Genomic DNA, 23,542 nt, shown 5'->3' on the forward strand with positions numbered 1-23,542 from the left:
ATGCTTACGAGCCGTCCAGCCGCAACATCCGGTACCTATGGCAACAGGGTGATGCTTCCATGCAGCCCGCCCACGCTCGATGCGGCGACCCAGATATCGAAATCGCCCGGTTCAGCCGCGAATTGTCCGTCACGGCCGAAGAAGGCCAGATCATCTGTGTGCAATTCGAACGAGACCCGCCGCGTTTCGCCGGGCGCGAGCTCAACCCGCTCGAAACCTTTCAATTCCCGAACCGGCCGGGTCAGGCTTCCGAAGCGGTCCCGGACATAAAGCTGAACGATTTCCGTACCCGCACACTCACCGGTATTCGTGATCGAGGCTTCAACGACAACCCGTCCACCCAGGGGGATCTCCTGCCGGTCGATCGCCAGGTCGTGATAGGCAAATGACGTGTAGCTGAGACCGAAACCGAACGGGAAAAGCGGCTGATAACCGGCATCCAGATGGAAGGCCGTCATCCCCAGCGATGTCTGTTCGGCACCGGCCGGAATATCATCAATATGAATGACCGTTTCCGGTGTCGCCGGCCGGCCCGTCTGCTTGTGGCTGTAATAGATCGGCACCTGACCGGACAGGGTGGGGAAGCTTACCGGCAGCTTGCCGCACGGCACGCACCGGCCAAACAGCATATCCGCGATGGCCGGCCCGCCCATGGATCCGGGGTGCCATGCGTAGATCAGCGCATCGAACTGGTCGATCATTTCAGCCAGCGCCAGCGGCCGGCCAGCCAGGATGACCCCGATTACCGGCGTTCCCGCCTTGCGCACTTCCCGCACCAGATCGGCCTGCGCGCCGGGCAGGGTGATATCGGCCCTGCAATGCGCTTCACCGGACAAAATAGCTTCTTCCCCGAGGAACAGAATGGCCACATCGGCGCTGGCAGCCGCATTCCGGGCGGCTTCAAAACCGGACCGGTCCATACTCCGGCTGGTCTCGAGCGCCCGCACATAATCGATCTCCGCCACCCCGGTCAGCATGGACTGGAGGGCCGATAGCGGCGTCACGCTGCGGCTGGCATCGCCATCAAAGACCCATGTCCCCAATTGCTCGGCAGGCTCGTCGGCCAGCGGTCCGATGACGGCAAGGCGTTCGATCCGGTCGGTACCCAGAGGCAGAACGGCATGCTCATTGCGCAGCAGGACAAGGCTTTGCTCAGCCGCCTTGCGAACGGCCGCCAGTGCCGCCATGCGCGATGGCTGGGCAGGAAACGCCGTCACATCACGATCCATCAGCCCGCCATGGATCTTCGCCCTGAGCACATTTCCGGCCAGCTCATCAATGCGGCGTTCGGACAGACGGCCGGCAGTGACCAGCTCGGGCAGGTGACGCGGATAGGCTGCGCTGACCATGTCGATATCAACGCCAGCGGTGGCCGAGAGATAAGTGGCCTCGGTGTCGTTTTCGCACAGGCCATGAACACAAAGCTGGTGAATGGCATCCCAGTCACTCACGACAGCGCCATCAAAATTCCACTCTTCCCTCAGCACCGTCTTCAACAGGAAGTCGTTGGCCGTCGCAGGAATGCCGTCAATGTCGCTGAACGACGTCATGAAGGTCCCGACACCCGCCTCCCGCGCGGCGAGGAAAGGCGGCAGATAGACGTTTCGCAACTCATTCAGCGGGATATTCGTCGTGTTGTAGTCGCGGCCGGCTTCAGACGCGCCATAGCCGGCAAAGTGTTTGGCGCAGGCGATCATCGTGTCCGCCTCGCCGGTTTCGCTCATCTGAAATCCGGTGACCATAGCGGCACCCAGCTCGCCCGTCAGGAAGGGGTCTTCGCCGAGGCTTTCGGCAATTCGTCCCCAGCGCGGGTCACGCGCAATGTCGATCATCGGAGCGAAGGTCCAGTTGATCCCGAACGCGCTGGCCTCCTGCGCAGCAATCCGGGCGCAATCCCGCACGAGGTCCGGATTCCAGCTGGCCGCCTGACCGAGGGGCAAGGGTGCGATCGTATGAAAACCGTGAATGACATCGCGGCCGATCAGCAAGGGAATACCGTGACGGCTCTCATGAACGGCAATGTGCTGGAGCGCTCTGATCGCTTCAGGATCAACGACATTGAGGATCGAACCGATACGCCCGGCCCGAATGTCATCCGCCAAATCCTCGACCACATCGGGGCCTGTGCACTGGACCAGGTTCAACTGGCCGATCTTCTCTTCCAGCGACATGCCCTCCAGCAGGGCTGCAATCCGGTCTTCCACATCCTGCGAACTGGTCATTGCCTTCGCTTCCCGCACATTCGTCATGACGGCTTTCCTTACTTCACACGAAGACGGCTTCCCGCCCTTTGTTTGTTGTCAGTTTTGAGATTCAGCGCCTGAACCGGCTTCTCCGGTTGTTCCCCGGCGAGCCTCCAGCTCGGCGCGGACCTTTGCCGCGGACTCACGGCTAATATCCAGCGTGGTAACCAGCCAGATGGCCACCAGATAGAAGCTAACCGGAATCACAACATCCCAGACACGCAACCAGAACAGAGTTGATTCTGCCTGGTTGCCACCCAGCGCCTCATCGAAGCCGGTGCTAGCCAGAAGGTACCCACCAATGGCAATGGCCGCGCCTTGGCCAAGCTTGACCACCCACCAGAAAATCGAGCCGAACATGCCTTCGCGACGCTGATGCGAGCGTAGCTCATCCATATCGACCACATCGGCGACCATAGACGGCATAAGAGTGAATAGGCCGCCCAGACCGAAAGCCATCAATGGTGCCGCGAAATAAAGCAACCACGGCGCAGCGGGGTCATACAGAAACCACTTCAGACCATAGCCCAGGGCCGCCAATCCAATAGCGATACCGAACATCCTGCGCTTGCCGACCCGCGACGCCATCCAGGCCACAACAGCCACGGCAACGAAGGAGAACACGATGCGTAAAGAGTCGACTGCGCCGTTATGAGCCGCACCTGCCTCGATATCACCCGCAAAGACGTAGTAGGCGACGACATAAAATTGGAAAGCGGCAATCATGATGAAGCCGTTGAAGACCAGGAATGTCGCCGCGCACAGTTTCAGGAAGGGGATAAAGGAGATGGCAGAACCGAAACCCTTCAAGAAATCCCAGACATTACCGATAATGCTGCGGCGGCTGGCACTGGTTTCATCCAGCTCACGGGCGGCCACTTCCGCCATTCGCTCGCGCAGGAAGATCGCGGGCACGATACCGAACAGAACGACCAGCGCCGATATGCCCCAGGCAATGACGGAAGTCCCCTGCACCATGTTGTCGAAAAGGTTTTCGTTCTGGGCCCAGAATACCAGCCATGGCGGAATGAAATAGGCCAACTGGGCGATGAAGTTCTGCGTGCCCATTAGCAGATTGCGCTGGTCATAATCCGGAGTCAGCTCGTAACCGAGCGCCACCCACGGAGTGGCAAAGAGTGTGTAGGCAAGGAAAAAGATGAATGAGCCGATGAGGAAGTACCAGAAATAGAACATTTCCGATTGCCCCTCGGGTAATTGCCACAACATGCCGAAGGCCACCGCTGTGGCAATGGCACCGAGGAAAATGTACGGCCGGCGGCGTCCCCAACGTGTTCTGGTGTGATCAGATATATAGCCGACGATCGGATCGGTCAGTGCATCAAAGAAGCGCGGCAGACCACCAAGCAGTCCAACCAGTACAGGGTCCATGCCAAGCCCGATATTCAGCACGACCATCATTGCTCCGATAGAACCCGCCAGCAGATTGTTGGCAAAGGCACCGGACCCGTAAGCCAGCCTGTGAAGGAAGGAAATCCGGTCTTCCGGTCGCGTCTCTTTTACTGCTTCGCTCATGGCATTGTCCTATCTGACAGCTCGCTACGAGCGTCGCTCAATTGACGCAGGCCCGCGCCGTTTCGCTATCTTCGGGGCAGTCATAGACTCGTACCCAGTCCACCAGGAATTGACGGGGATAGCCCTCATAATCGACACCGCCAGCCGTGTGGCTTTCAGCCAGGTGACCGCCGATGGCGAGATTGAGAATCAGGTGAAAGCGCTGATCGAAAGGCGCGTTCGGATTGCCGTCCGCCAGCGGGGAATCCGTTCCCCATTCATCCGGCGTCAGATAGCCATAGCTCTGGCCATCGACAAACCACTCGACCCGGCCCTCGCTCCATTCGATGGCAAACACATGGAATACCTGTTCGCCATCGGGTCCGGTTGGCAAGGTCGTGCGCCGGTTCTCGTGGCGATTGTGGGGCCAGGCTCCGCCAAAGTGGAGTGTACCGAACATGCGGTTCTCGACAGGCCCGTCGCATGCCTCGCACGGAGCGCCGAGATTGACCGTTTCCAGGATATCGATCTCGCCCGACAGCGCCCAGCCGCCATAAACCTCGTCGGTCGGCAGCATCCAGATGGCCGGCCAGGTACCCTGGCCTTCCGGCAGCAGGGCCCGGACCTCGATCCGTCCATACCGCCAATCGCCATTGCCGCGTGTGTTCAAACGCGCCGAGGAAAAGGGCTGGGTTGCGGTTTCAACGCGCTGCTCCGGCGTCAGATCGTCCATCAGCCGCTCGGGCCAGGCCGGCCCGCTGGTGTCTTCGAGATGGGCCTCGATAATGAGGCAGCCTTCCTCGACCCGGGCATTCCGGTCCGACGCCGTATAGCACTGACGCTCCTCGTTTCCGCCGCCCCAGCAATCGACTTCCCGCGTCCAGCGATCCGCATCGATCTGCGACCCGTCGAACTCGTCAGCCCAGACCAGGCGCCAGCTTGTATCAGACGGATCCAGCCCCGCCGATCCATCGCAATCCGCCCATACCATGGCCGGGAGGGCCAGGCTTGCCGTCAGGCCGAGAACGACGTTTCGCATCATCATTCCCCCATCCCCGATTGGCGCGCCAACACAGGGTGGCCCGGATACGCGAAAACGAAAGCTGAAAGATAGGGAAGGCAAACCGCCAGGCCGGCCGCCGGGCCGGTCGCCAACTCCGGGCCTGCCGTCCAGGCAGCCTCCGGACAGGTATGCCGACAAAGGTCTGGCACAGCCCGTTTCTCCCCTAAATATTGTTGCCCGTCTTCGGTGCAGATTACCCCCACTATTCGAGGTCCGGCGCGGGCTTGTCAATAAAAATGTCCAACCTTGTCATTTCGCATCTGCGAAGCGCAGTCATGAATCCTCCGGAAACTGAAAGCCCGCCCGCACGCCGCAAAGGGCGCGCTCCGTCAATCAGCATCACGGTACAGGCTGGCCGCGCGAAGCCTCCAGCACGGCATACCAGCGCTCAGGATCAAACCTTGCCGTCTTCATGGCCTTCACCTGGTGCTCGATCCGTTCGATCCGCGTTCCGCCCAGTATCGGGACGGGCGCAACCGGATGATACCGGATCCAGGCCAGCGCCGTTCCTGCAATCACGTTCGGATCGTCATCCCCGGCGATTTCGGCAAGAACATTCCGGACCCGCGCTGCCGTTTCGCACCGTATGTCGAACAGCCTTCCCCCACCGAAGGGCGACCAGGCCGAGATCGAGCGCCTCGCAGTCTGGGCCTCGTCCAGAAGGCCATTGTCCAGACAGGCGGTCTCGAGAACGGAGAACTCGATCTGATGGTGGGCGATCGGGACGTTGGCAGACGCCTCCAGCCGCGCCAGTCGATCGGCCGGAAAGTTCGATACCCCGATCTGCCTGACCCGTCCCGATGTCACCATGCGTTCGAGCGCCCGCGCCGTTTCGTCGAATTCGAGAAGATAGTCCGGGCGATGAACCAGGAAGAGATCGATCTGTTCGCTCCCCAGCCGGCGAAGCGTTGTCGCGAGGGAAGCCTCGAGATGCCCGGCATCATTGCGGTAATGATGCGCGGACGCCTTGTCCTTCCCGGAGGCAAAAACGACCGCCGATTTCGCAATCAGGGAAAACCGGGAACGCAGGTCCGGCGAAACGGAAAACGCTTCGCCCATCAATTCTTCACAGCGGCCCTGTCCATAGATGTCGGCGAGGTCAATCTGCGAGCAACCCAGCGCGGCACAGCGCTCCAGGAAATCAGCCAGTGACTTTCCGTCCGAAGTTTCCGGTGATGCCGTCGCACGCATGCTGCCCCAGATGAATGTCATGAGATTACTCCAAACCGGATCCGCGGCCTTTACCGCGCATCACGTCCTTTCGACCCTTACCCAATCGATCTGGATGGCTGCGCCGTCGCGCTTGATGGCCTCGGCGGTCGCCGCGGGAACGCCATAATAGGGCGACTTCCTGCCATTGATTTTGTGCGGGTACTCACCGCCAACGGCCAGGTTGAGGATAAGGTGTTTCGGCGTATCAAACCGCCAGTCACCGTATAATTCCACCATCGTCCGGGTCACGCGGTAGATTGTCCGGCCATCGACCTTGAAGATCATCACTTCCGGTGTCCACTCGACTTCATAGACATGCCAGTCCGCCGCAGTCTCATCGTCCGCAAAGAAATATTTGTTCACCAGCGGTGTCTCGCCGGAATAGCCCGGACCATGGACCGCTACGCCAACCCAGTCCGGCTCGCCGACATATTCCAGAATATCGATCTCGCCCGTCCCCGGCCATTCACCATTGCCCAGCATCCAGAAAGCGGGCCAGACCCCTTCCAGGTCCGGAAGACGGATCCGCGCCGCAGCACGGCCATGTGTGAAATCGAACTTTCCGCGCGTATCTATTCGGCCGGACAGAAAATCGACCCGGCGTCCATCCGGAGTCTCGAAGTCCCGGGAATATCCCGCCCTCAACTCCAACACCTTGCCTGTCGCGCCAGGAATGCTGCCCTCTGGCAAAAGGCGGATCGTCTCGGGCGAGTCGATATAGGCTTGCGCTTCACGGTTCACCCAGAATACCGGGCCTTCAACATTCCATCGGCTCCGGTCGAGCTCGGGTCCGGAGAAATCATCTTCGAAGAGGATGGCCGGCTTTTCTGATTGTTCTGGATCGGACACTTCGGGACTCTCAATCTTCTGACCGGCTGAAGCGGCGGCTTTCAGGTTGACGAACGACGGACGGCTCACGGGTCAGCCGACCGGCGGCGGTGCGGTCGATTCCCGTATGATCAGGCGGCATTCCAGCGCCTCGTTCTGGCCCTGATCCGCTTCCGGATCCGGCTCGACAAGGCGCCGTACGGCCTCCGCCGCAATGGCAGTGAAGGGCTGCGAAACCGTTGTGAGTGGCGGCCAGATTGCTGTTGCGATGGCGACATCATCGAATCCGGCAACAGACAGATCATCAGGCACTGTCAGGCCAAGACTGCTGGCCGTGTAGCAAACCGCGGCGGCCATCTCGTCATTCGCAGCGAAAATGGCGGTCGGCCGCTCGCCGGGGTCAGCCAGCATCTGCCGGGCAACATCCCGGGCGTCACGGAAATTGAAGGCCCCGACGCCAAGCCAGTTTTCGCGAGCCTCAAGGCCCGCCTCGGCGAGAGCCCTGAGAAATCCGGCTTTGCGCAATTGCGTGGCGACATGATCTTCAATGCCGGCAATGTGGCCGATCCGTTCATGCCCCAGCGAGACGAGGTGCTGTGTGACCTCATAGGCAGCCTGCTCTTCATTCATCCCCAGGGAAACCGCATCTGCAGCCGGAATGGATGGCGAGATCAGCGTGAAAGTAACGCCCTCTTCCCTGAGCTGTTCTCGCAGGTCGGCCGAGTCGCAGAAGGGCGGAACCAGGATCATTCGCCGGATCCGGGTGCGGTTCAGAAACTCGGCAAGCTGGTCCGCCCAGTTGTCGCTACCTTCCTCGATAAGGGCGGCGGTCAGAAAACACCCGGCATCGCGGCAGGCGGACAGGGCCGCGCTGTGCAGGCGGCCCTGGAAGCCGCCACTCGGGTCGCTGAAAATAATGCCGATGGCTTCAGACTGACCGCTGCGCAGTTCGCGAGCCGCAAAGCTGGGGTGATATTCCAGCTCGCGCATGGCGAGCTGGACTTTCTTTTGTGTCTGGGGACGCACATTGGACGCATTGTTCAAGACCCGCGAAACGGTCTTGATCGATACGCCGGCCCTGTTTGCCACATCGAAGATCGTTGCCATCTGATTTCCCCCAACCGGCCGGCTCCGCTTCCCGCTATCGGTATGACATACCCGATCCGGACTCGCACCGCGTGTCAAAACCGTTTTGCCACTGCCGGTTTCGGCGTCCGGTCCACAGTGAAGACACCCCAGTGTTTTTCCGGCTCGTCCGGATCGGCCGAACCCTTCCAGTTTTCGTCAAACGCCTCGAAGACAAATGTCAGGACGCCATTGGCCCTCGACCAGTCCTCGAGCGCTTCCAGATAGCGGGCCTGCAGGGCCTCTGATGCGTTATCCGGCTCGATACCGCGCCCATTGGCCCGCGTTGTCCATCCGGCTTCGGTTATGACAACCGGAATGTCGGGAAACCGGTCCTTCACGGCCCTGAAATTGGCGTTGGTATAGGCCATCGCCTCATCGATCGATTTGTATTCCCATACCGGATAGGTATGAACGCCAAGCACGTCCAGATAAGGGACAAGCGGATCGAGCTTTCCGGTCCAGGGCACATAATTCTCGCAGAAGGTCACCGGATGCCGGGCCTTGCGCCGCAGGACTTTCGCAAAGTGAATCAGGCGCTCGACACTGACCATGTGATCATTCCAATCGACGCTGGCTTCGTTACCGATGGACACGGCCAGCACTTCACGCCGGTATTTGCGCGAAAGGCCGATCATCCGGCGAAGCTCGGCGTCATTGCTGCGCCGGTTCGCCGCAAGAATGTCCTCGGGATAGGTCCCGCCCCACGGGCAGCCCGGATTGCTGACCTCTGCCTGCAGACCCATGCCCAGCATGACTTGCAAGGGCAGTTTGTGATCCCGGATAACCTTCAGGACCGTGGCTGCATGGGGGGTGCAGTCATAGATCCGGATATAGCGCCAATGCCGCGCCAGGATTTCCAGATCCTCGCGGATCTCCTGATAGGATGGAAAGACGCCTGAGGGCGGGCTCTGACCGTCGCGATACCCCGAATAGCAGATTGCCGGCGCGAACACCGGAGCAAATCGCCGGCGCCGTGGTTTGAAAATTCCGAACATCAGGCCGAATGATATTTCGGTTTTCCGTCCTTGTCCCATAGCCCCCAGAAGGCGCCGACATCGCCCTCCTTGGCCACTTTCCAGGCCTCGTCAAACCCGGCGAAGTAGAAGAGCTCGATCCCCTCTTCCCCGGTCCATTCAACGGCATCGATGAAATATTTCATCGCGTTGATACGGGAGGGTTCGGCACCCCGGTCGCGCGTTCCGACATTCGGCCAGCCTGTCTCGGCAATGATGACCTTCTTGCCATTGGCCACGCGCTGGGCCCGCCGGTACATCTCCCGCATATAGATGTGGGCGTGCTCGATCGGATAGCCTTCCCAGAAGGGATAACAATTGACCAGCAACACATCGCAGGCCTCCGCTACGCGCGGATGTTTCTCGAACAGGAAGTAGGCGTCGACATATCCGACCGGTATATCGACCTCCGCCTTGGCCTTCTCGATATAGGCGATCAACTGGTCTTCCGTCAGCTCCTCCCGGAGCATGACCTCATTGCCGATGGCCAGGATGCCGGCATCCCCGCGCTTCGCGATCGCGATACTGTTGGCCAGCTCGATCTCGTTGTTTTCCAGATCGGCATCAATCCAGGCGCCAACCATGGTTTTCAGACCCAGCTCGGTGGCCACGGCAGGGGCCAGCTCATTGCCGCGCGTGCAGGAAAATGTCCTGACCCAGCGCGTATAGGGCGCCAGCATGGACATGCGCGCGCGGATCTGCCCTTCGGTGACCTCGCTGCTATTGTCCTGCCCATCCGTATAGGGGCTGAAGGCCACACCATGCAGGCCATCCTCGAGGATCGCTCTGATCCGCTCGGACATGACGCCCTCACCGACATCTGACGGGTTGACTCCCATCAGATTGAGTTTGCGATTATACGGATTTGACATTGTCACCCTCATCACGAACACGGTCGGCTGCACCGCGTGAAACGCAATATGACAACGATGGACATTTTACAAGACGAAAGCGCCAGCCCCCTGCTTCAGGCTCTGGCTGCCTATTCGGCCGGATCGATCCGGTTGATGAAGATCGGCCCGAACTGGATAGTTTGCCGCCCGTATCCGAGATTGGCCCCGAACACGACATCATCCGCATCAAAATTCGACTGAGCCACGCCACGAACCGTGTAGTACCGGCCTTCAGCGGTCGGCCGGATATTCTCGCTGAAAATGTTGTCATAGGGCTCACTGGTCCGCACGATTTGCAGATCGACATTGCCCGTTCCCAGCGAATTCAGCGGCGATTCCGCGCGAATCCAGACGCGCAGCTCAACTTCATCGCCGGCCCGGATATCACGCACCAAAGGCACGGTCACACGTGACCGCCAGGCCTCGCCATTGCGGCGACGGACACTGACCTCCAGCACAGCTCCTCCGGGAGCGGTCGCCGATTCGACAATATCGCGGCGAACGCCGCGTCCTTCCGTATCCCAACGGACCGAATAACGGTCATTCAGCGCTTCATCGAATCTTGCTGCGGCTACGCCGGGCAAAGCCAGGCTGAAACCGATCGCCGCGGCCGCAAGCATGGCCGGCAAAGAATTCCTGCGTTCCCTTGTCATGATCAAACCCCTGATCCGGTCAATTTTGATAGCGCTAACATTCTGGATTGTCTTTGGCCGCTATTCAACCCCGTGCAGCGCCCGCACGAAGCAAATCCTGAGACGGCCAGCCACTCACGCAGCGGCGTTCATCACCCTTTGCATGTCATCCTGCAAAGCCAGGCTCAGAGCATGTGGAACGGTTTCCGATTCCTTCCGGCCGGCCAGGATATCCCGCGACGCGGCCTCGATTTCGAACTCGAATCCGCCACCCTGCCGTTGATCATGAAATACCTCGGCCTGTTTTCCGTGCCGGAATAAGTGGGCCTCGCCGGAGCGCCAGAAATCGGGCAGTTCGATCATCCCCTCACTACCCAGCACCCGCCCGGTATTGACCAGATCACACAAGAAAGAACAGCTGAGGACAGATGTGACAGTCTCTGTCCTCAGGATCGCACTGACCTCGGCATCCACGCCGGTGGGCGCCTTGCGTACCACCGAACTCACCTGGCCGGGACCGCGGCCGGTCATCAGGCGGTTGAAGGCAATCGGATAGATCCCGATATCCAGCATGGCGCCACCGGCAAGGTCCGGATTCCAGAGCCGGCTGTCCGGATCGAACGGCGCGCGGAAACCGAAATCGGCCTGGATCTGCAGGACCTCACCGATCCGCCCCTCATCGATCCAGTCACGGGCTTTCCGGATGGCCGGCAGGAACGCCGTCCACAGCGCTTCCATGAGATAGACATCAGCGTCCCTGGCGGCGGAAACCAGGGCCTCGCTCTCCCCGGGCGTCGCTGTCAGAGGCTTTTCGCACAGAACAGCCTTGCCAGCGCGAATCGCCTGAAGCGAATGTTCAAGGTGAAAGCTGTGCGGGGTGGCCACATAGATGGCATCCACCTCGGGGTCGGACACCAGGCCTTCATAGGACCCATGAGCCACCGGTACTCCGAATTCGCCGGCGAAAGCCTTCGCCCTGCCCGCATCACGGGCCCCTACCGAATGCAGGCATGCACCCGGCGCATGATGAATATCAGATGCAAATTGCCGCGCGATTTTCCCGGCCCCGAGAATTCCCCACTTGACCTGTTCCATCACGCTCTCGCCTCTGTTTCCGGCAACGCTACCATTTTACCAAGCCGATGTCGGCACCCCCTTTTAACCGGACGCTCATGACGCATCCCGGTGCTGCAAGCCCGGCCGGATTTCGCGCCTTGACATTTAATACGTATCGTATCAAATAAAATACGATGCGTATTAAATGGACGGACCAATGAAACTTACAACCCTCGGATATGCATTGATCGGCCTGGTCCAGGCTGAGCCCTGCTCCGGATACGCCCTGCGGAGAGTGTTCGAGACCACCCCGATGGGAACATATTCATCCAGCCCCGGCAGCATCTATCCCGCGCTTGCCAGACTCGTCGCGGCCGGTTTTCTTGAAAAGCGGGCACCGGCAGGCGGTGGAAAAAAGCTTTTCCATGTCACCACGCGAGGACGCGATGCGATGAACGCATGGCTCCGGACCCCCGTCACAGAGGAAGAGGTCACCCGATCGGTCGATCTCGTTCTCCTGCGGTTTGCGTTCTTGGAAAATGTTGACGAGCCGGGTGTCACGCAAAGTTTTCTGGCGAGTTTTGAATCGGCGCTAAGCAACCGGATTGAACAGATTGAGGCCTATCTCGAAAGCCCTGCCGGCCGGGCGCTGGGCCGTCATGGCCGCCTCGCCGTCGAAAATGGCCTGCAAGGTCTGATGACCCAGCGGCAATGGGCCGCCACGTCCAAAAAGGAATTCAGGTCATGATCAAACGGACCATCGTCTTCACACTGAAATCCGCCGCATTATGGATTGTGATCCTCATGTCATCGGCGGCCGCAGCGGCCCTTCTCGGCATGGGCAGCGAGGTAGTCAACGATAACGGCCCGCTCGGTGCGGGATCTGCCTTTCTGGTTGTGAATGGGCTGCACGCGCTTGTTCTCGCGGCAATCGGTGCCCGAGCGGCAGTCCGTGGCTGGAAACTTGGCGCGCTGCTGGGTGCCACGCTCTATTTGGCCCAGTCGTTTCTGCTGATCATCGAAGCGTTCTATTTCGCGAGCAGTGTGGACACGCCGGCCGGGCAATTGATTGACAGTAGCCTTTTAAGCCTCGCCGCCGCTGTCGGGGTCGGTATCGCAGCCACCTTTCTCTGGAAACCTCCGGAGCCAGACAGGCATCCGGGTCGAGGGGTCCGGGCGCTGGTGATTCCATTGTCGAGCGTCGCCCTCCTCTATCCGGTTTTCTATTTCACGGCCGGCTTCTTTATCGCCTGGTCGGTACCGGAGGTGCGCGATTTCTATGGCGACGGGCTGGACATCAACATCATGAATCTCCTGGCCTTCCAGGTCTTCAGGGGGATGATTTGGGCGCTGCTTGCACAGGCACTGGTCCGCAATATGAAGCGCGGCACACTGGCCGCAGCCACTATTGTCGGAGCTTCATTTTCTATCCTTGCATCCGCCCAGCTTCTTTACCCGAATGCTTTCATGCCCTGGGAGGTCAGACTCCCGCACCTCGTGGAGATCGGCATCTCCAACTTCGTGTTCGGCGTCATTGCAGGACTTGTGCTAGGCCGAAAAAACTAGGGCGGAAGCGGTCCGCCCGCTTCCGCCGGATCTCAGAAGCGAACATCGGACCGAACCTATTCCACCAGAAACGCGCGGTCTCGTGGCTCAGATCGACCCCACGCTCGTGGAGCAGATCCTCGACATTCCGAAGCGACAGCGGAAACCGGACATACATCATCACCGACAGGCGGATCACTTCGGGCGATGTCTTGAAATACCGAAAGGGGTTCTTGTTCATGCCGCCAAATTGGCGGCGAACTAGCTAATGGCCGGTTTCCTCTGACAGTGCCCTGTCATGGGATGCGCTCAATGAGTTTGGTGGTTCCGGGTCCGGAGTGTCACTTAGCTTTAACTGGGTGATGGAGGATTAGGAGCTAAACGGGTTTCGAGAGTTTTTGAATCGCTGACGCCTCCAATGAGTGACGGCAGGCCAGGCATCCTATTCGGATTATTCGCTTTCTTCATTCAGCGAATTCAACGATTCACGCAATGCAACCAGTGCATTCAGCTCCCTGCGGGTAAAATCCCTTAGAGCAGTAACCCGTTGAATGTTCCCAAAAAGCGCATTCTGGAACTCAATCGACGCCGCCATTGCTTCCACATTACAGATCGGAATTCCTGCACCATAGGCGTCAGAACGCGCTTCATATCGAATTGAATTCGGGAAATTATCTGGCAAGGAAATCATCGATTGTTGGATAAAAAGCATCACCTCGCGATTGCCGGCGTGCACACGAGAATATTCGAATATCAATCCCCGTAACCCGGTTGCCTGAAGCACGCGGGTCGCCCCCGAATTAGTAAGCTCATCAACAGTCTGGACTTCAACATTGTCAAAAAACGGCACGTGTGAGTCGCGTATGCCGTCACACTGTGGAGCAGTAAGGTCCTGATTCTCGTCGGACTGAATGACCTGAGCAGTTTGCGACAGTAATTCGAGCCGTAATTCCCGGCCTCGAAGGAATTGTTCCGTCTGTTCTATGGCGCCAGCGATTTCTGCGTCGAGCTGGGCGAGTATACGTTGTTCTTCCCGCCGATCAGCTCGGTTTCCTGAATTCAATGAGAACTGAAAACCAATCACGACACCAAGAACGACGATCACGAATTCAAGGCCTACAGCCAGCCAGTTCTGACGTTTAATGGCAGTGGTCAACCGCGACAGTATCAAAAGCCCAGCCCCTCTTCGGTATTGCAGCCGTCTTCACAACCGAATGCCGACGACGGAGCCACAACGGTGGAGGAACCGTCGCAAGAAATCATCCTTGATGCAATTCATTGCCGGTCTGCAGGGCTTCACCAGGCACCTGACCCTATGAAGCACCAGCTTCAGAAGTCGTGATCCGATTTCAATGAAGCCGGTCAGGCGTCACAAGGGCTTGGTTGAATGAGGTATACGACAATAGCCTAACCGAAGGCGCTACTAATGAGCTACTTTTTGATCGGTGGCCCCACGGCGGGGTTATGGGCGGCTGAGGTCTGGGGTGGGTGCCGAATGTTCAGAGCAAATATCTAAGCCCCCACCAAAACCCGGCCAACTTAAAAGTACAATCTCGGGCAATCAAAAAAGTATTGTGCTAGTCGCCGCCGAGCTGAATCCGAGCGCCGACGCCGCCATAGAAGCCGCCATCGAGATCGCAATAGAGTCTCGGGACGCCTTCACAACCATCAGATTCCCGAATTTCGAATATGCTCGTGCCTATCACGCCTTCAATCACCGCAATTGTTTGGTCGAAAGAATCCAGATTGTAAGTGACGTGCAGTTCTGCCGCCCCGCGCGCCGATGAAAGATCATGTCTCGAATATCCCAATTCGGACGTGGCATGGTTTTGCGCAATGCCCAACGCACGAGCAATGGGCACTAGGCTGGCACCCTCGGCGGGGAGTTGCTGTACGCTCCCCGATATGAGTTCAAAACCGAGCGCTGCCTCAACCGATAGCCGGTCTGACAGGGGAAGCTCGTAACCAACCATTGCGCGTACGGAAAAATCCCGGCTAGCCCGGCTTTCAACCGATGTTGTGTTCTCAATAATGACAGGCCCTAAATCCGGATCGTTGACAGTGGATATCGTCGTGACATCGCGAAAGGCGGATGTTGAGCCGCCACTTCCAGTGACGCTTCCGCGAACAAACCAGCCGCTATTTCCCACGGGGATCTGGCCGCCCAGCGTCGGGCTCCAACCCTCGTCGTCACGATACTCCGCTCCGCCGAAGACATAGCTAGAGGCTTCTCGGGTTTCCGCGGTCTCGGCAGCTCCCGCCCCGATGCCTGGGCCAGAAAAAGAGTCAGGGGGAGACCCTAGTTCGTCGTTGCTGACGGATGTTGGATTCGCGCTATCGAAGATATAAAGGGGGTGATTGTTCGGATCGTCGGAATTTGGTCTGCGGGCTTCGGAGGCAGCAGCCTCTGCCACGACCTCTGAAACCTGATTTGTGGGTTCCATCGCTGTGGTAACATCCGAACTTGCGGAGGGCTCGCGTGAGAGCTCCGACCCATTGGAATCCAGTATGGTTATATTGTCTAGGTTCCTCGGTAGGGGCGGATTACAGTTCCGTTCTCCTACCTGTTCAAATGTTGTCTCGCCGACCGTAAGGCGACGCTCTTCCGAGCCATTACTGCTTGAACATTCAGGGATACAGCTAGATTCAGGGTTGCCCGATCTGTAATCCTCCAGGAGAGAGGTGCAAATACGGTCGTCTATCCTGAACATTACGTATTGGCTCGCATCCCCTGGGGTTTGCCTTGCTGTATAAAGGCCAGGAAACGGCCCTTCAGGAGACCCAACTCCAAGAATTTCATGCCCGGAAAGAGGTGCAAGTGGTCGAGGTGCGCACTGATCCAAAACAGATTCACCGACTGTCATTCGCGAGCCGTAAGTTGAACAGTCAGGGTCGCATATAGCGGGACGTCCTGACCGAAAATCATCAATCCTCTGAAAGCAGATATCGTCGCCAGAGCTGAACCACACGGACTGGCCCAAAACCCCGATAATCTCGCGTTCGGGGACCGTCTGAACGTCTTGGGTTGCTTGAAGAAGCGAGAAAACAAGTGCCAAAGCACCGCTCGAACCTAAAATTCCCATTACATCCCCCAAAGTAATGAAGCCGGGAACAGCCTAGGCCAAAATCCTCGAGCGCCAAACAACCATAAGCTATATGCGCTTTCTCCACGTGCTCATCGGGCGAATCCAACCTGGCAGGCGGTGCCCCGGTTCGGGAGCGTCGCAATTAGACCCGTCCGGAATTGATTCTGACTATGTGCAAGAAGAAGGTAGGAAATGGTGCCGCTTGCGTGACTCGAACACGCGACCTACGCATTACGAATTATGGATTAGTTGCCCTGAACAAGTTCGAAAGAACGCGAACAACAACGAAAACACCAAGCTGTCCAGCAACTTAGGCTTCGAAAGAGCTCGAGCCTCATAGAAGCTTTTTGAATCCCAGGCGCTACTAATGCGCTACTTTTGCTCCGGTGGCCCCAGCGCGGGGTTATGGGTGGCTGAAGCCCTCGGTGGGTGTCAGGTGGCCGCAGCAGATGTCTCATAGGACACGGCGGGCATCCCGAGTTCCGCACGGACGCCAGCATGGAGCTCGCGGACCAGATCGCGAGCACCCTCAAGCCACATAATGTTGATCGTCATAAGGTGGGTTACATTACCGAACGCGTTCAGAAACTCCTCGTCGGCGGCCAGCTCATCAAAGTCATAAATGACGTCAGTGTCCTCGCCGAATCCGTTGAGGATCAACATTCGCGTTCGATAGAAGGGGACCAATGCATTCTGTCTCTCGCCGATAAGCGCATTAAGGCGATCCAACTCTTCGAGGCCGTTAGTCGTACGCGTTATGAGTGTCCGAAGCTCGCTATTTCTGATCAAACGCATCCGACCCGTGCTAATGAGCTCATCGATCGTTCCGTATTGCCCTCGAACAAATTGAAGCCGGCCGCCGAAGACAAGCGCGCGGGAAAACTCGAAATCGCTGATCTCGCCTTGATCTCCAGAAATGAGGGCTTCGGTCGCATTTAGCGCCTGACGATGCCATTGCCGCAGATTATTAATGTCCTCGGATAGTAATTCTTCACTGGCGGCGAGATCGGCCTCCAGCCTCTGCAGGTATTCACGTTCAAGAAGAACATCTTGCTGCTTCACATTCCATGCCGTGATTTGGAAACCAATGACCACACCGAGTATGACAATCACGAACTCAATCGCGACAGCAAACCAGTTCTGCTCGCGGATGGCTTTGGAAAGACGGGCGAGGATCATTCCGCTGTTGCTCCCAATCGCACTGAAACTTCATCCACGAGCTCCATGCCAAGCTCTTCTCGCATCTGGTTGATTACCGGCTCGAAGTATCTCACGAGCTGGGTATAGCCATAGGCCGCCTCTCCCAACGCGTTTGTTGCCGCGCGAAGTTCGTCGACGAGCTGCGTGTCTGCCCGGTAAGTTTCGAGAAGTGTCACAATCGCTTCATCGCTCACACCGTCGGGCGGCGCACAGTCCCGGATGGCTGTCGCGTCGCTGTCGGGCGCGAGGAATGTGCACGCCCGCTTAATGTGCATGTAGATCCGAGGTGGCGTTCGTTGCCGGACACTTTCACGATAGTCGTCCCGCCGACTGGTTCCCAGCCGGAAGACATTACTGTTGGCGGCTCCGGCATACTGCATCAGGAAGCTTCGTATTGACGAATTGCGGATCAGGTTGAGGCGGCCCGAGCTGCGCAGTTCTTCGAAGGTCGAGAGCTCCGATCGGAACTGGTTCACGTCTCCGACATAGTTGAAATCGACAACCAGGCGCCAGGCGTCGTCCTGAGGTACAGATCCGGTCCGGATATATTCCAGCGCACGTTCGCCTGCCTCGGCCTGCCATCTCCAGGCGATCACCCGATCGATGGCCCGGTCAAAGTTACGGTAGGTCTCTTCTTCGATGCGCGACAAATACTCGTCAGCGCGGGCCCGATCGGTCCTGGCATCATTCCACTGCGTGATCTGGAAACCGATCACCACCCCGGCGATGACGATGACGAATTCGAGCGCGACGGCGAACCAGTTCTGTTCGCGAACAGCCTTTGCCAAGTTTGTCAGGATCATGCCGCTCTCCCCTCGAGAGAGCATGATCATAGCTGCCCATTATCGCAAGTGAGGTGACCTCGCTGGGCTTTGGAGCCGTTCTAGCAAGTTAGCATCCAAAACTAATTTGAGCTGCATCTCTGTCACAGCGGATTCGCTGTCGTTTGCTAGGAGATTAGAGTGACAAAAACTGGAACAGGAGTCGTCGTTGGCGTTCTGCTAGCGGGGTTGTTGACCACTACGGGACCGACACATGCGCAGGGTTTCGCACGACCGCAAGCGCTCTCGAGCGAACAGTGGGAAGCAGATCTAGATGCGTTTCTGACCGTTTTATTGGCCGAGCATGACGACCCCTATTTCCATACGCCGCAATCCGATTTTGACGCGGCAGTTGGTCAGTATCGTGGCGCCCTTCCAAATTTAACAAGAGCCCAACGTATAGCTGGCTTGGCTCAAATCGCCGCCCTAGTCGGAGACGGCCACACATGGATGCCGATGCACGCTCTGCCTTTCGAAGGTTTGCCGCCGGGGCCAGGATTCCGATCTTTGCCTGTGCGCTTCGATATATTTCATGAGGGATTGTTTGTGGTTGGTGCCGTGGATCCAGATCTCGTTGGTGCTCGCGTAGCGGCGTTCGGAAATGTTGCGGCTGAGGAGGCGGTTGCTCGCGCCTTAACGTTGTTGCCTACCGACGCCGTGAACTTTGCTAGAGAAATGCTCCCGGAATGGCTTATGCAAGCCGAGCTCCTAGCCGCCCTCGGGCTTAGCGAAAGCCCTACGCTCGTTCGTTTGTCGATTGAACAGGATGGGAGAGAGCGCGAGATCGAACTTACTCCGCTTTCTATCGGTACGAGGTATGACTGGATTTACTCTTATGATGGTGGCCCGATTTCGGGCGATAGTTGGACTACAGCCGCGCAAGAAGCCCCGCTTTGGCGAGAGAGTTTCGAGGGTGCTTATCGAGCCGAACAGCTTGATGGCGCCGTCTACCTGCAAATAATACAAATTCGCGACGACGACGTAAGCTACGCGGACATTGCCGCTGTAGCTGTGGCGATGGCGGAGGCGATGGATTCACCCGCCTTGGTGATCGATTTGCGACGCTGCCTGGGCGGAGATGGAACCCTGAATGCTGGATTGATGTCTGCTTTGACCGAAAGCGGGGCACTTATGGAAACAGGCCGTCTTGCAGTGCTCACGAGTCGCCAGACGCACTCTGCAGCGGTCATGCTTGTTTCTGATCTGGAACAGCAAACCCCGGCGAGGTTCTATGGTCAGGCTACTGCCGATCGACCCAATCATCATGGCGAAACAAACCTGTTCGTTACACCAAATAGCCAACTGCCGATCATTCACGCAAGCGAGTACTATCAGACCTCTTTTGAGGGCGATGATCGACGCTTTCGTTCACCCGACGTCGCCATTCCCTACCGGTTCTCGGATTATTCAAGTGGTACAGACCCTGTGTTGGATGCGGCGTTAAGCGACTTTACTGAATAGCGAGTAGTTGGCACGCACATCTCGGTCACCCCAGAACGTCAGGAATACCTTGATTTGGTCTGACAGCACCGTTGGCTCTTGCTTCTGTATCTGCCGCCACCTTTAATGCAGGGGTGTCCAATCGGCTGACCGTCAAAGCATTGGGGGCTTGATATGATGAAAATTGGTGTCGCAATCGGCATGATCAGCTTTTTTATTCTTTGGCTGGCGCCGCAGGCCGATGCACAAACGCGGATTGCATGTTTGGATAACAGAATCATGGACGGACATTCAATGGCGGTCCAGTGGCGCGCCTGCGATGAAAACAGTCATAATTGCCTGTCATGGCAGGAGGTGAATATTTCACCTGGCGACACGGCCATTATGACGCTCCGACATCACAACTACGAATATCTGTCATCCGTTTACTTCGAAATGAGCATACAATCCGGTAGTGGTCACTTCACGCGGGAGACAATGGCGGGTGGCCGGGTCAATGCAGACCTAACCACCTATCAGGAGGCGCTTGGATACTGTGGCGGCCGCCGGTGGGCAGCTTGCGGCGATGGAACTTCAACTCTCTATGTAACTAACGATGAAGCAGCCTCGACCGACTGGAGCTGTCGGCGGAATTAAGAAGTCGGGAAGTCGGTATGGCCAGCTCCCTTAGAAGCGGCCCATCTTTTAGGTTAGGGTCAGGCGGGTTATGTGCGGCTGGGTCCCGGGGTAGGCACCGGACATCCCCCAAACTTCCGAGGCCTACCGCTCCACTCTCCAGCCTCTTGTCCCATTGACGATGAGCAGAGCGGGTTCGCTGTTGTCGTTAGCCGGGAGATCGACAGCCCCGATATAGCTTCCTTCGTCAGCACAGCCCGAGAGGTTCAGCGATACGGCCTGTGTGGCCGGACCGTTGGCTTGGCCATAGACGGCGCAGCCCTCGAGATTGACAGAAGATAGCGATTGGTTCGTATCCCGCCCTCTATCTCCCGCCTGGGGTTGAAGCTGTTATTGGGAGGACACGCCGAAGGATGAGCCAAGAAGGCTACAAAACTGGTCATAGGGTAGATAGCCTTCAACCCGGGTGTGCATGGCATAAGCCTGGATCGTCTGGATGAGCGTCAGGACTCTGATTTTGATTTGCTCTGTCGTAAGGCCCTGATCGGAGCATTCAGACATCCAGTCCTCTAGGAATATGGCGCGCTCCGTTATTAGAGCATCTTCCTTTGGTGTGAACGGCTGTCCACTGAGCTGACGCGTGAGAATGGAACGAATAACCGCGCGGTAAGCAAAGGTCACCTCGCCGAAAGTTCTGATCAGCGATTCCGGTTCGCGCGCACAGGGCCCTTCCAGCCCTTCTCGGGCCGTTTTCAGGTCATGGATATACCGTTCGAGAAAGAGCGAGGTGACGTATACCTCCAGCTCATCTTTGTTACGAAATCGGGTGTATAGCAAAGCGGCCGTAACTCCGGCTGACTTGGCAATGTCCGCCATCGTGACTTCGCGGAAATCCCTTTCCTGCAATAGCTGCTCAACCGCGGCTATCATCTTTTCGAGCGTTTTCGCGCTTCGCCTTTGCTTGGGTCTGGCGGGTGATTTTATTTCTAAATCTGAATTCATATTTACATTTTAGATCAGATGTGAGATGAGCTCAAGCGCTCGCGAGACACGCCTACATCCAAAAGCCGAGTTCCAGTGGCCTTTGACCGCTGTCGAAACTCTGACGAACGAGAAAGATAACCCAAATGGCCATCAGACCGAATTTAAAGACCATCTATCTCTCTATTTTTATTTTGCTTTTTGTCCCGCTTGAAACCGGCGCTTTGCAGAATGCTGTGACGCCTTTTGATGCCTCTCATTTGGAGCCTCATCGCGCCACCTATACGTTTTCCATAGTCGACAGCAGTGGCATCGAGCGCGACGGCGGGACCTGGACCGACGAAGTGAGGATTGAAGACCACAGTTTGACGCGATCGGTGATTCGGTTCCGAACAGATAGGCAGGCCGACCTTCAGCGCACGATTGTGGCAGACCGCGTGACGCTTCTTCCGACAACAATGGATCAACGGTTCGGCGCCGGACTTGAGGGCGTCATGCATGTCGATTACCGGCCAGAATCAGTGGACCAATTCATGCTGGCCAATCCGGCTTCAGTGATGCGCCAGGTTCAAGCGACATTTGATCGTCCGGTATGGGAGCTATCGCTTTGGGGAACGCTCGCGATGAGCTTGCCGCTAGACCAAACTGGATCTTACACGGTCCCGACTATCGCGCACGACCGGATATCCGTGCGGGATGTTATTTTTGAGGTCGGACAGGAAGAACGAATTGACCTGAATGGAACGCTGGTATTGACGCGGCGGGTGCAAATTCCCGAGGAGGGCTGGACATTCTGGGTCCGAGATACAGCTCCCTATTTAGTCCAGATCGAACACCCAATTCCAGGCGACGGGTATGCCCGGTCCCGGCTACAATCTGAATTCACCCAATGATCCGCTGAATGCTTCAGTGGAGGGCTGCCCTGCTGGCGAAGATAATTAGGCAGGGGAATAGCAAGTGGCGGTACTGTAAGACGGTGCTGTCAGACGAAAGCAAAGTGGTCTCAATTTAGCAGGCCGATTTGTGTCTAGCCGCCAAACGAGTAGCTAACCGACCAACGGTGAGTTTCTTCTGATAACATAGTCCGGTGGGCGCGATTGGTGGCGAGGAGCCCTTGGAAACTGGTCCCGGCGGCATGCCTTCGTTCTCGGCCACCTGGATCGCGAATTCCTGCGGGACGGTCGGCCGGGTGCTACCGGTCATGGCAGGGACAACCTGACCAAGGCCGCAGCTGCAAGCGCATGTTCTTTCCGGTGGTAATCGCCGTGAAACTTGCCATCGACTTCCACCATCCAGATGCCGTTTCTTGGTGCTGTCAGACGAAAGCGAAGCGGTCTCTGTCATCTAGGATGGCATTAGATCGGGCGACCATTTTCCTCTTGCAGCGCCCTGTCTGCATCGGGCGCCAGAATCGACAGGCGCGTTAATCCGGCAAGCCTTTTCTTGCGTATCCAATCTCAAAACTGGGAGAATGCGTCTTGTCCAATTTCAGCCGGCTATTCCTCGCCTCCATCCTGACTGCCCTTTTGCTTGCTGCAGAAACACGTGCGGCTGATGAGCCGCCCCATACCGTCGTGCTCAGAGACGGCCCGATCGAGATTCGTGACTACGCGCCGATGATCCTCGCAGAAGTCGAGGTTTCTGGCCCGATGGCCAGAGCTGGGAATGCGGGCTTCCGTCCACTCGCCGACTACATCTTCGGCGGAAATACCAGCCGGCAGGCCACTGGTAGCGACGAGATCACAATGACAACGCCTGTGATCCAGTCCCGGTCACAAAGTATCGCAATGACTACGCCGGTCACTCAGACCCGCGGGCAGGTTGGCCACTGGCGCGTCGCTTTCGTAATGCCCCCTGAATGGACTATGGAAACTCTTCCGGTGCCCAACGATCAACGCATTACGCTAAACGAGGCTCCCGCGCGCCGCATGGCCGCAATCCGATTTTCCGGCGGGCCGAACAGGTCGCGTTTCGAAGAAATGAGTGACGAGTTGATCGCCTTTCTCCAGAATGAGGGCTACGACATCGTCGGCGAACCGGTTTACGCGCGTTACGATCCGCCTTGGGTCCCGACGCCATTCCGGCGCAACGAAGTGATGATCGAGATCGCACGGTGATCTTCGCGCTTAATTCCGAACCGGAAACATCTCTGTCGATGAGACCGGGGTGAGTGGCGGTGCTGTCAGAGGAAAGCGAAGCGGTCTCTGGGCTGGATTGTTTGGCTGATTTTTCCTGAAAACGAGCATACCCGAAATGGCGAAAGTCGGGGTTATA

At 57.7% G+C, this 23,542-nt stretch carries 21 protein-coding genes and 1 pseudogene; 6 read left to right on the forward strand and 16 right to left on the reverse strand.

All coding sequences use genetic code 11. From position 1 onward, the window contains the following. Window positions 1-35 precede the first annotated feature (35 nt). From V0U79_RS10710 to V0U79_RS10755, 10 genes are all read right to left on the reverse strand, one after another. Window positions 36-2,249, reverse strand: a complete 2,214-nt coding sequence (locus V0U79_RS10710) for a glycoside hydrolase family 3 N-terminal domain-containing protein (protein WP_330199505.1) — start codon at window positions 2,247-2,249, stop codon at window positions 36-38. Between the two features lie 51 nt (window positions 2,250-2,300). After that, entirely contained in the window at window positions 2,301-3,776 is a 1,476-nt protein-coding gene (locus V0U79_RS10715; protein WP_330199506.1) for an MFS transporter, read from the reverse strand. A 37-nt stretch (window positions 3,777-3,813) separates the two neighbouring features. Then, a complete protein-coding gene (locus tag V0U79_RS10720) occupies window positions 3,814-4,800 on the reverse strand; it encodes a glycoside hydrolase family 16 protein (protein ID WP_330199507.1) in 987 nt (328 codons plus the stop codon). 357 nt (window positions 4,801-5,157) lie between these two features. Further along, the gene (locus V0U79_RS10725) at window positions 5,158-6,030 is read right to left on the reverse strand and encodes an aldo/keto reductase (RefSeq protein WP_330199508.1); all 873 of its coding nucleotides are present in this window, start codon (window positions 6,028-6,030) and stop codon (window positions 5,158-5,160) included. Between the two features lie 39 nt (window positions 6,031-6,069). Then, window positions 6,070-6,948 carry a glycoside hydrolase family 16 protein gene (locus tag V0U79_RS10730; RefSeq protein WP_330199509.1) on the reverse strand — a complete coding sequence of 293 codons (879 nt, stop codon included), beginning with the start codon at window positions 6,946-6,948 and terminating at the stop codon, window positions 6,070-6,072. 3 nt (window positions 6,949-6,951) lie between these two features. After that, window positions 6,952-7,965 carry a LacI family DNA-binding transcriptional regulator gene (locus V0U79_RS10735; RefSeq protein ID WP_330199510.1) on the reverse strand — a complete coding sequence of 338 codons (1,014 nt, stop codon included), beginning with the start codon at window positions 7,963-7,965 and terminating at the stop codon, window positions 6,952-6,954. 74 nt (window positions 7,966-8,039) lie between these two features. After that, window positions 8,040-8,939 carry a glycosyl hydrolase family 17 protein gene (locus V0U79_RS10740; RefSeq protein ID WP_330199511.1) on the reverse strand — a complete coding sequence of 300 codons (900 nt, stop codon included), beginning with the start codon at window positions 8,937-8,939 and terminating at the stop codon, window positions 8,040-8,042. Between the two features lie 41 nt (window positions 8,940-8,980). Beyond that, on the reverse strand, window positions 8,981-9,871 hold the full coding sequence (locus tag V0U79_RS10745) for a glycoside hydrolase family 17 protein (RefSeq protein ID WP_330199512.1): 891 nt from the start codon (window positions 9,869-9,871) through the stop codon (window positions 8,981-8,983). 110 nt (window positions 9,872-9,981) lie between these two features. After that, window positions 9,982-10,545 (reverse strand): hypothetical protein, encoded by a 564-nt coding sequence (locus tag V0U79_RS10750; protein WP_330199513.1) that lies wholly within the window; start codon window positions 10,543-10,545, stop codon window positions 9,982-9,984. A gap of 114 nt (window positions 10,546-10,659) precedes the next feature. Continuing rightward, complete coding sequence (locus V0U79_RS10755) at window positions 10,660-11,619, reverse strand: Gfo/Idh/MocA family protein (RefSeq protein WP_330199514.1); 960 nt, start codon at window positions 11,617-11,619, stop codon at window positions 10,660-10,662. Window positions 11,620-11,797: 178 nt separating this feature from the next. On the opposite strand from V0U79_RS10755, the gene V0U79_RS10760 reads away from it, so the two are divergent. Together V0U79_RS10760 and V0U79_RS10765 are read left to right on the forward strand one after the other, a co-directional pair. After that, complete coding sequence (locus V0U79_RS10760) at window positions 11,798-12,328, forward strand: PadR family transcriptional regulator (RefSeq protein WP_330199515.1); 531 nt, start codon at window positions 11,798-11,800, stop codon at window positions 12,326-12,328. After that, complete coding sequence (locus V0U79_RS10765; protein WP_330199516.1) at window positions 12,325-13,146, forward strand: hypothetical protein; 822 nt, start codon at window positions 12,325-12,327, stop codon at window positions 13,144-13,146. The genes V0U79_RS10760 and V0U79_RS10765 overlap by 4 nt, the downstream gene beginning before the upstream one ends. On the opposite strand, the pseudogene V0U79_RS13705 reads toward V0U79_RS10765, so the two are convergent. From V0U79_RS13705 to V0U79_RS10785, 5 genes and pseudogenes are all read right to left on the reverse strand, one after another. Next, window positions 13,145-13,306, reverse strand: a pseudogene (locus V0U79_RS13705) (IS6 family transposase); the annotation flags it as partial. The gene V0U79_RS10765 and the pseudogene V0U79_RS13705 overlap by 2 nt on opposite strands. Window positions 13,307-13,576: 270 nt before the next feature. Beyond that, window positions 13,577-14,281, reverse strand: a complete 705-nt coding sequence (locus V0U79_RS10770; RefSeq protein ID WP_330199517.1) for a hypothetical protein — start codon at window positions 14,279-14,281, stop codon at window positions 13,577-13,579. Between the two features lie 421 nt (window positions 14,282-14,702). After that, a complete protein-coding gene (locus V0U79_RS10775; RefSeq protein WP_330199518.1) occupies window positions 14,703-15,569 on the reverse strand; it encodes a hypothetical protein in 867 nt (288 codons plus the stop codon). A 1,074-nt stretch (window positions 15,570-16,643) separates the two neighbouring features. Beyond that, a complete protein-coding gene (locus V0U79_RS10780; RefSeq protein WP_330199519.1) occupies window positions 16,644-17,390 on the reverse strand; it encodes a hypothetical protein in 747 nt (248 codons plus the stop codon). Then, window positions 17,387-18,214: a hypothetical protein gene (locus V0U79_RS10785; RefSeq protein WP_330199520.1), complete on the reverse strand. Its 828-nt coding sequence runs from the start codon at window positions 18,212-18,214 to the stop codon at window positions 17,387-17,389. The genes V0U79_RS10780 and V0U79_RS10785 overlap by 4 nt, the downstream gene beginning before the upstream one ends. A gap of 159 nt (window positions 18,215-18,373) precedes the next feature. Here V0U79_RS10785 and V0U79_RS10790 point away from each other — a divergent pair, with 159 nt between their 5' ends. Both V0U79_RS10790 and V0U79_RS10795 read left to right on the forward strand, forming a co-directional pair. After that, window positions 18,374-19,693, forward strand: coding sequence for a S41 family peptidase (locus tag V0U79_RS10790; protein WP_330199521.1), 1,320 nt, complete (start codon window positions 18,374-18,376; stop codon window positions 19,691-19,693). Between the two features lie 156 nt (window positions 19,694-19,849). Continuing rightward, window positions 19,850-20,308, forward strand: coding sequence for a hypothetical protein (locus tag V0U79_RS10795; protein ID WP_330199522.1), 459 nt, complete (start codon window positions 19,850-19,852; stop codon window positions 20,306-20,308). A gap of 369 nt (window positions 20,309-20,677) precedes the next feature. Here the strand turns inward: V0U79_RS10795 and V0U79_RS10800 are convergent, their stop codons facing one another. Further along, window positions 20,678-21,289, reverse strand: coding sequence for a TetR/AcrR family transcriptional regulator (locus V0U79_RS10800; RefSeq protein WP_330199523.1), 612 nt, complete (start codon window positions 21,287-21,289; stop codon window positions 20,678-20,680). 125 nt (window positions 21,290-21,414) lie between these two features. Between V0U79_RS10800 and V0U79_RS10805 the strand changes: the two genes are divergently transcribed. Together V0U79_RS10805 and V0U79_RS10810 are read left to right on the forward strand one after the other, a co-directional pair. Then, complete coding sequence (locus tag V0U79_RS10805; protein ID WP_330199524.1) at window positions 21,415-22,161, forward strand: DUF3108 domain-containing protein; 747 nt, start codon at window positions 21,415-21,417, stop codon at window positions 22,159-22,161. Window positions 22,162-22,746: 585 nt separating this feature from the next. Continuing rightward, on the forward strand, window positions 22,747-23,385 hold the full coding sequence (locus tag V0U79_RS10810) for an SOUL family heme-binding protein (protein ID WP_330199525.1): 639 nt from the start codon (window positions 22,747-22,749) through the stop codon (window positions 23,383-23,385). The last annotated feature ends 157 nt before the right edge of the window (window positions 23,386-23,542 follow it).

Source organism: Hyphobacterium lacteum (assembly GCF_036330345.1).
In the GTDB taxonomy this organism is placed as follows: domain Bacteria; phylum Pseudomonadota; class Alphaproteobacteria; order Caulobacterales; family Maricaulaceae; genus Hyphobacterium; species Hyphobacterium lacteum.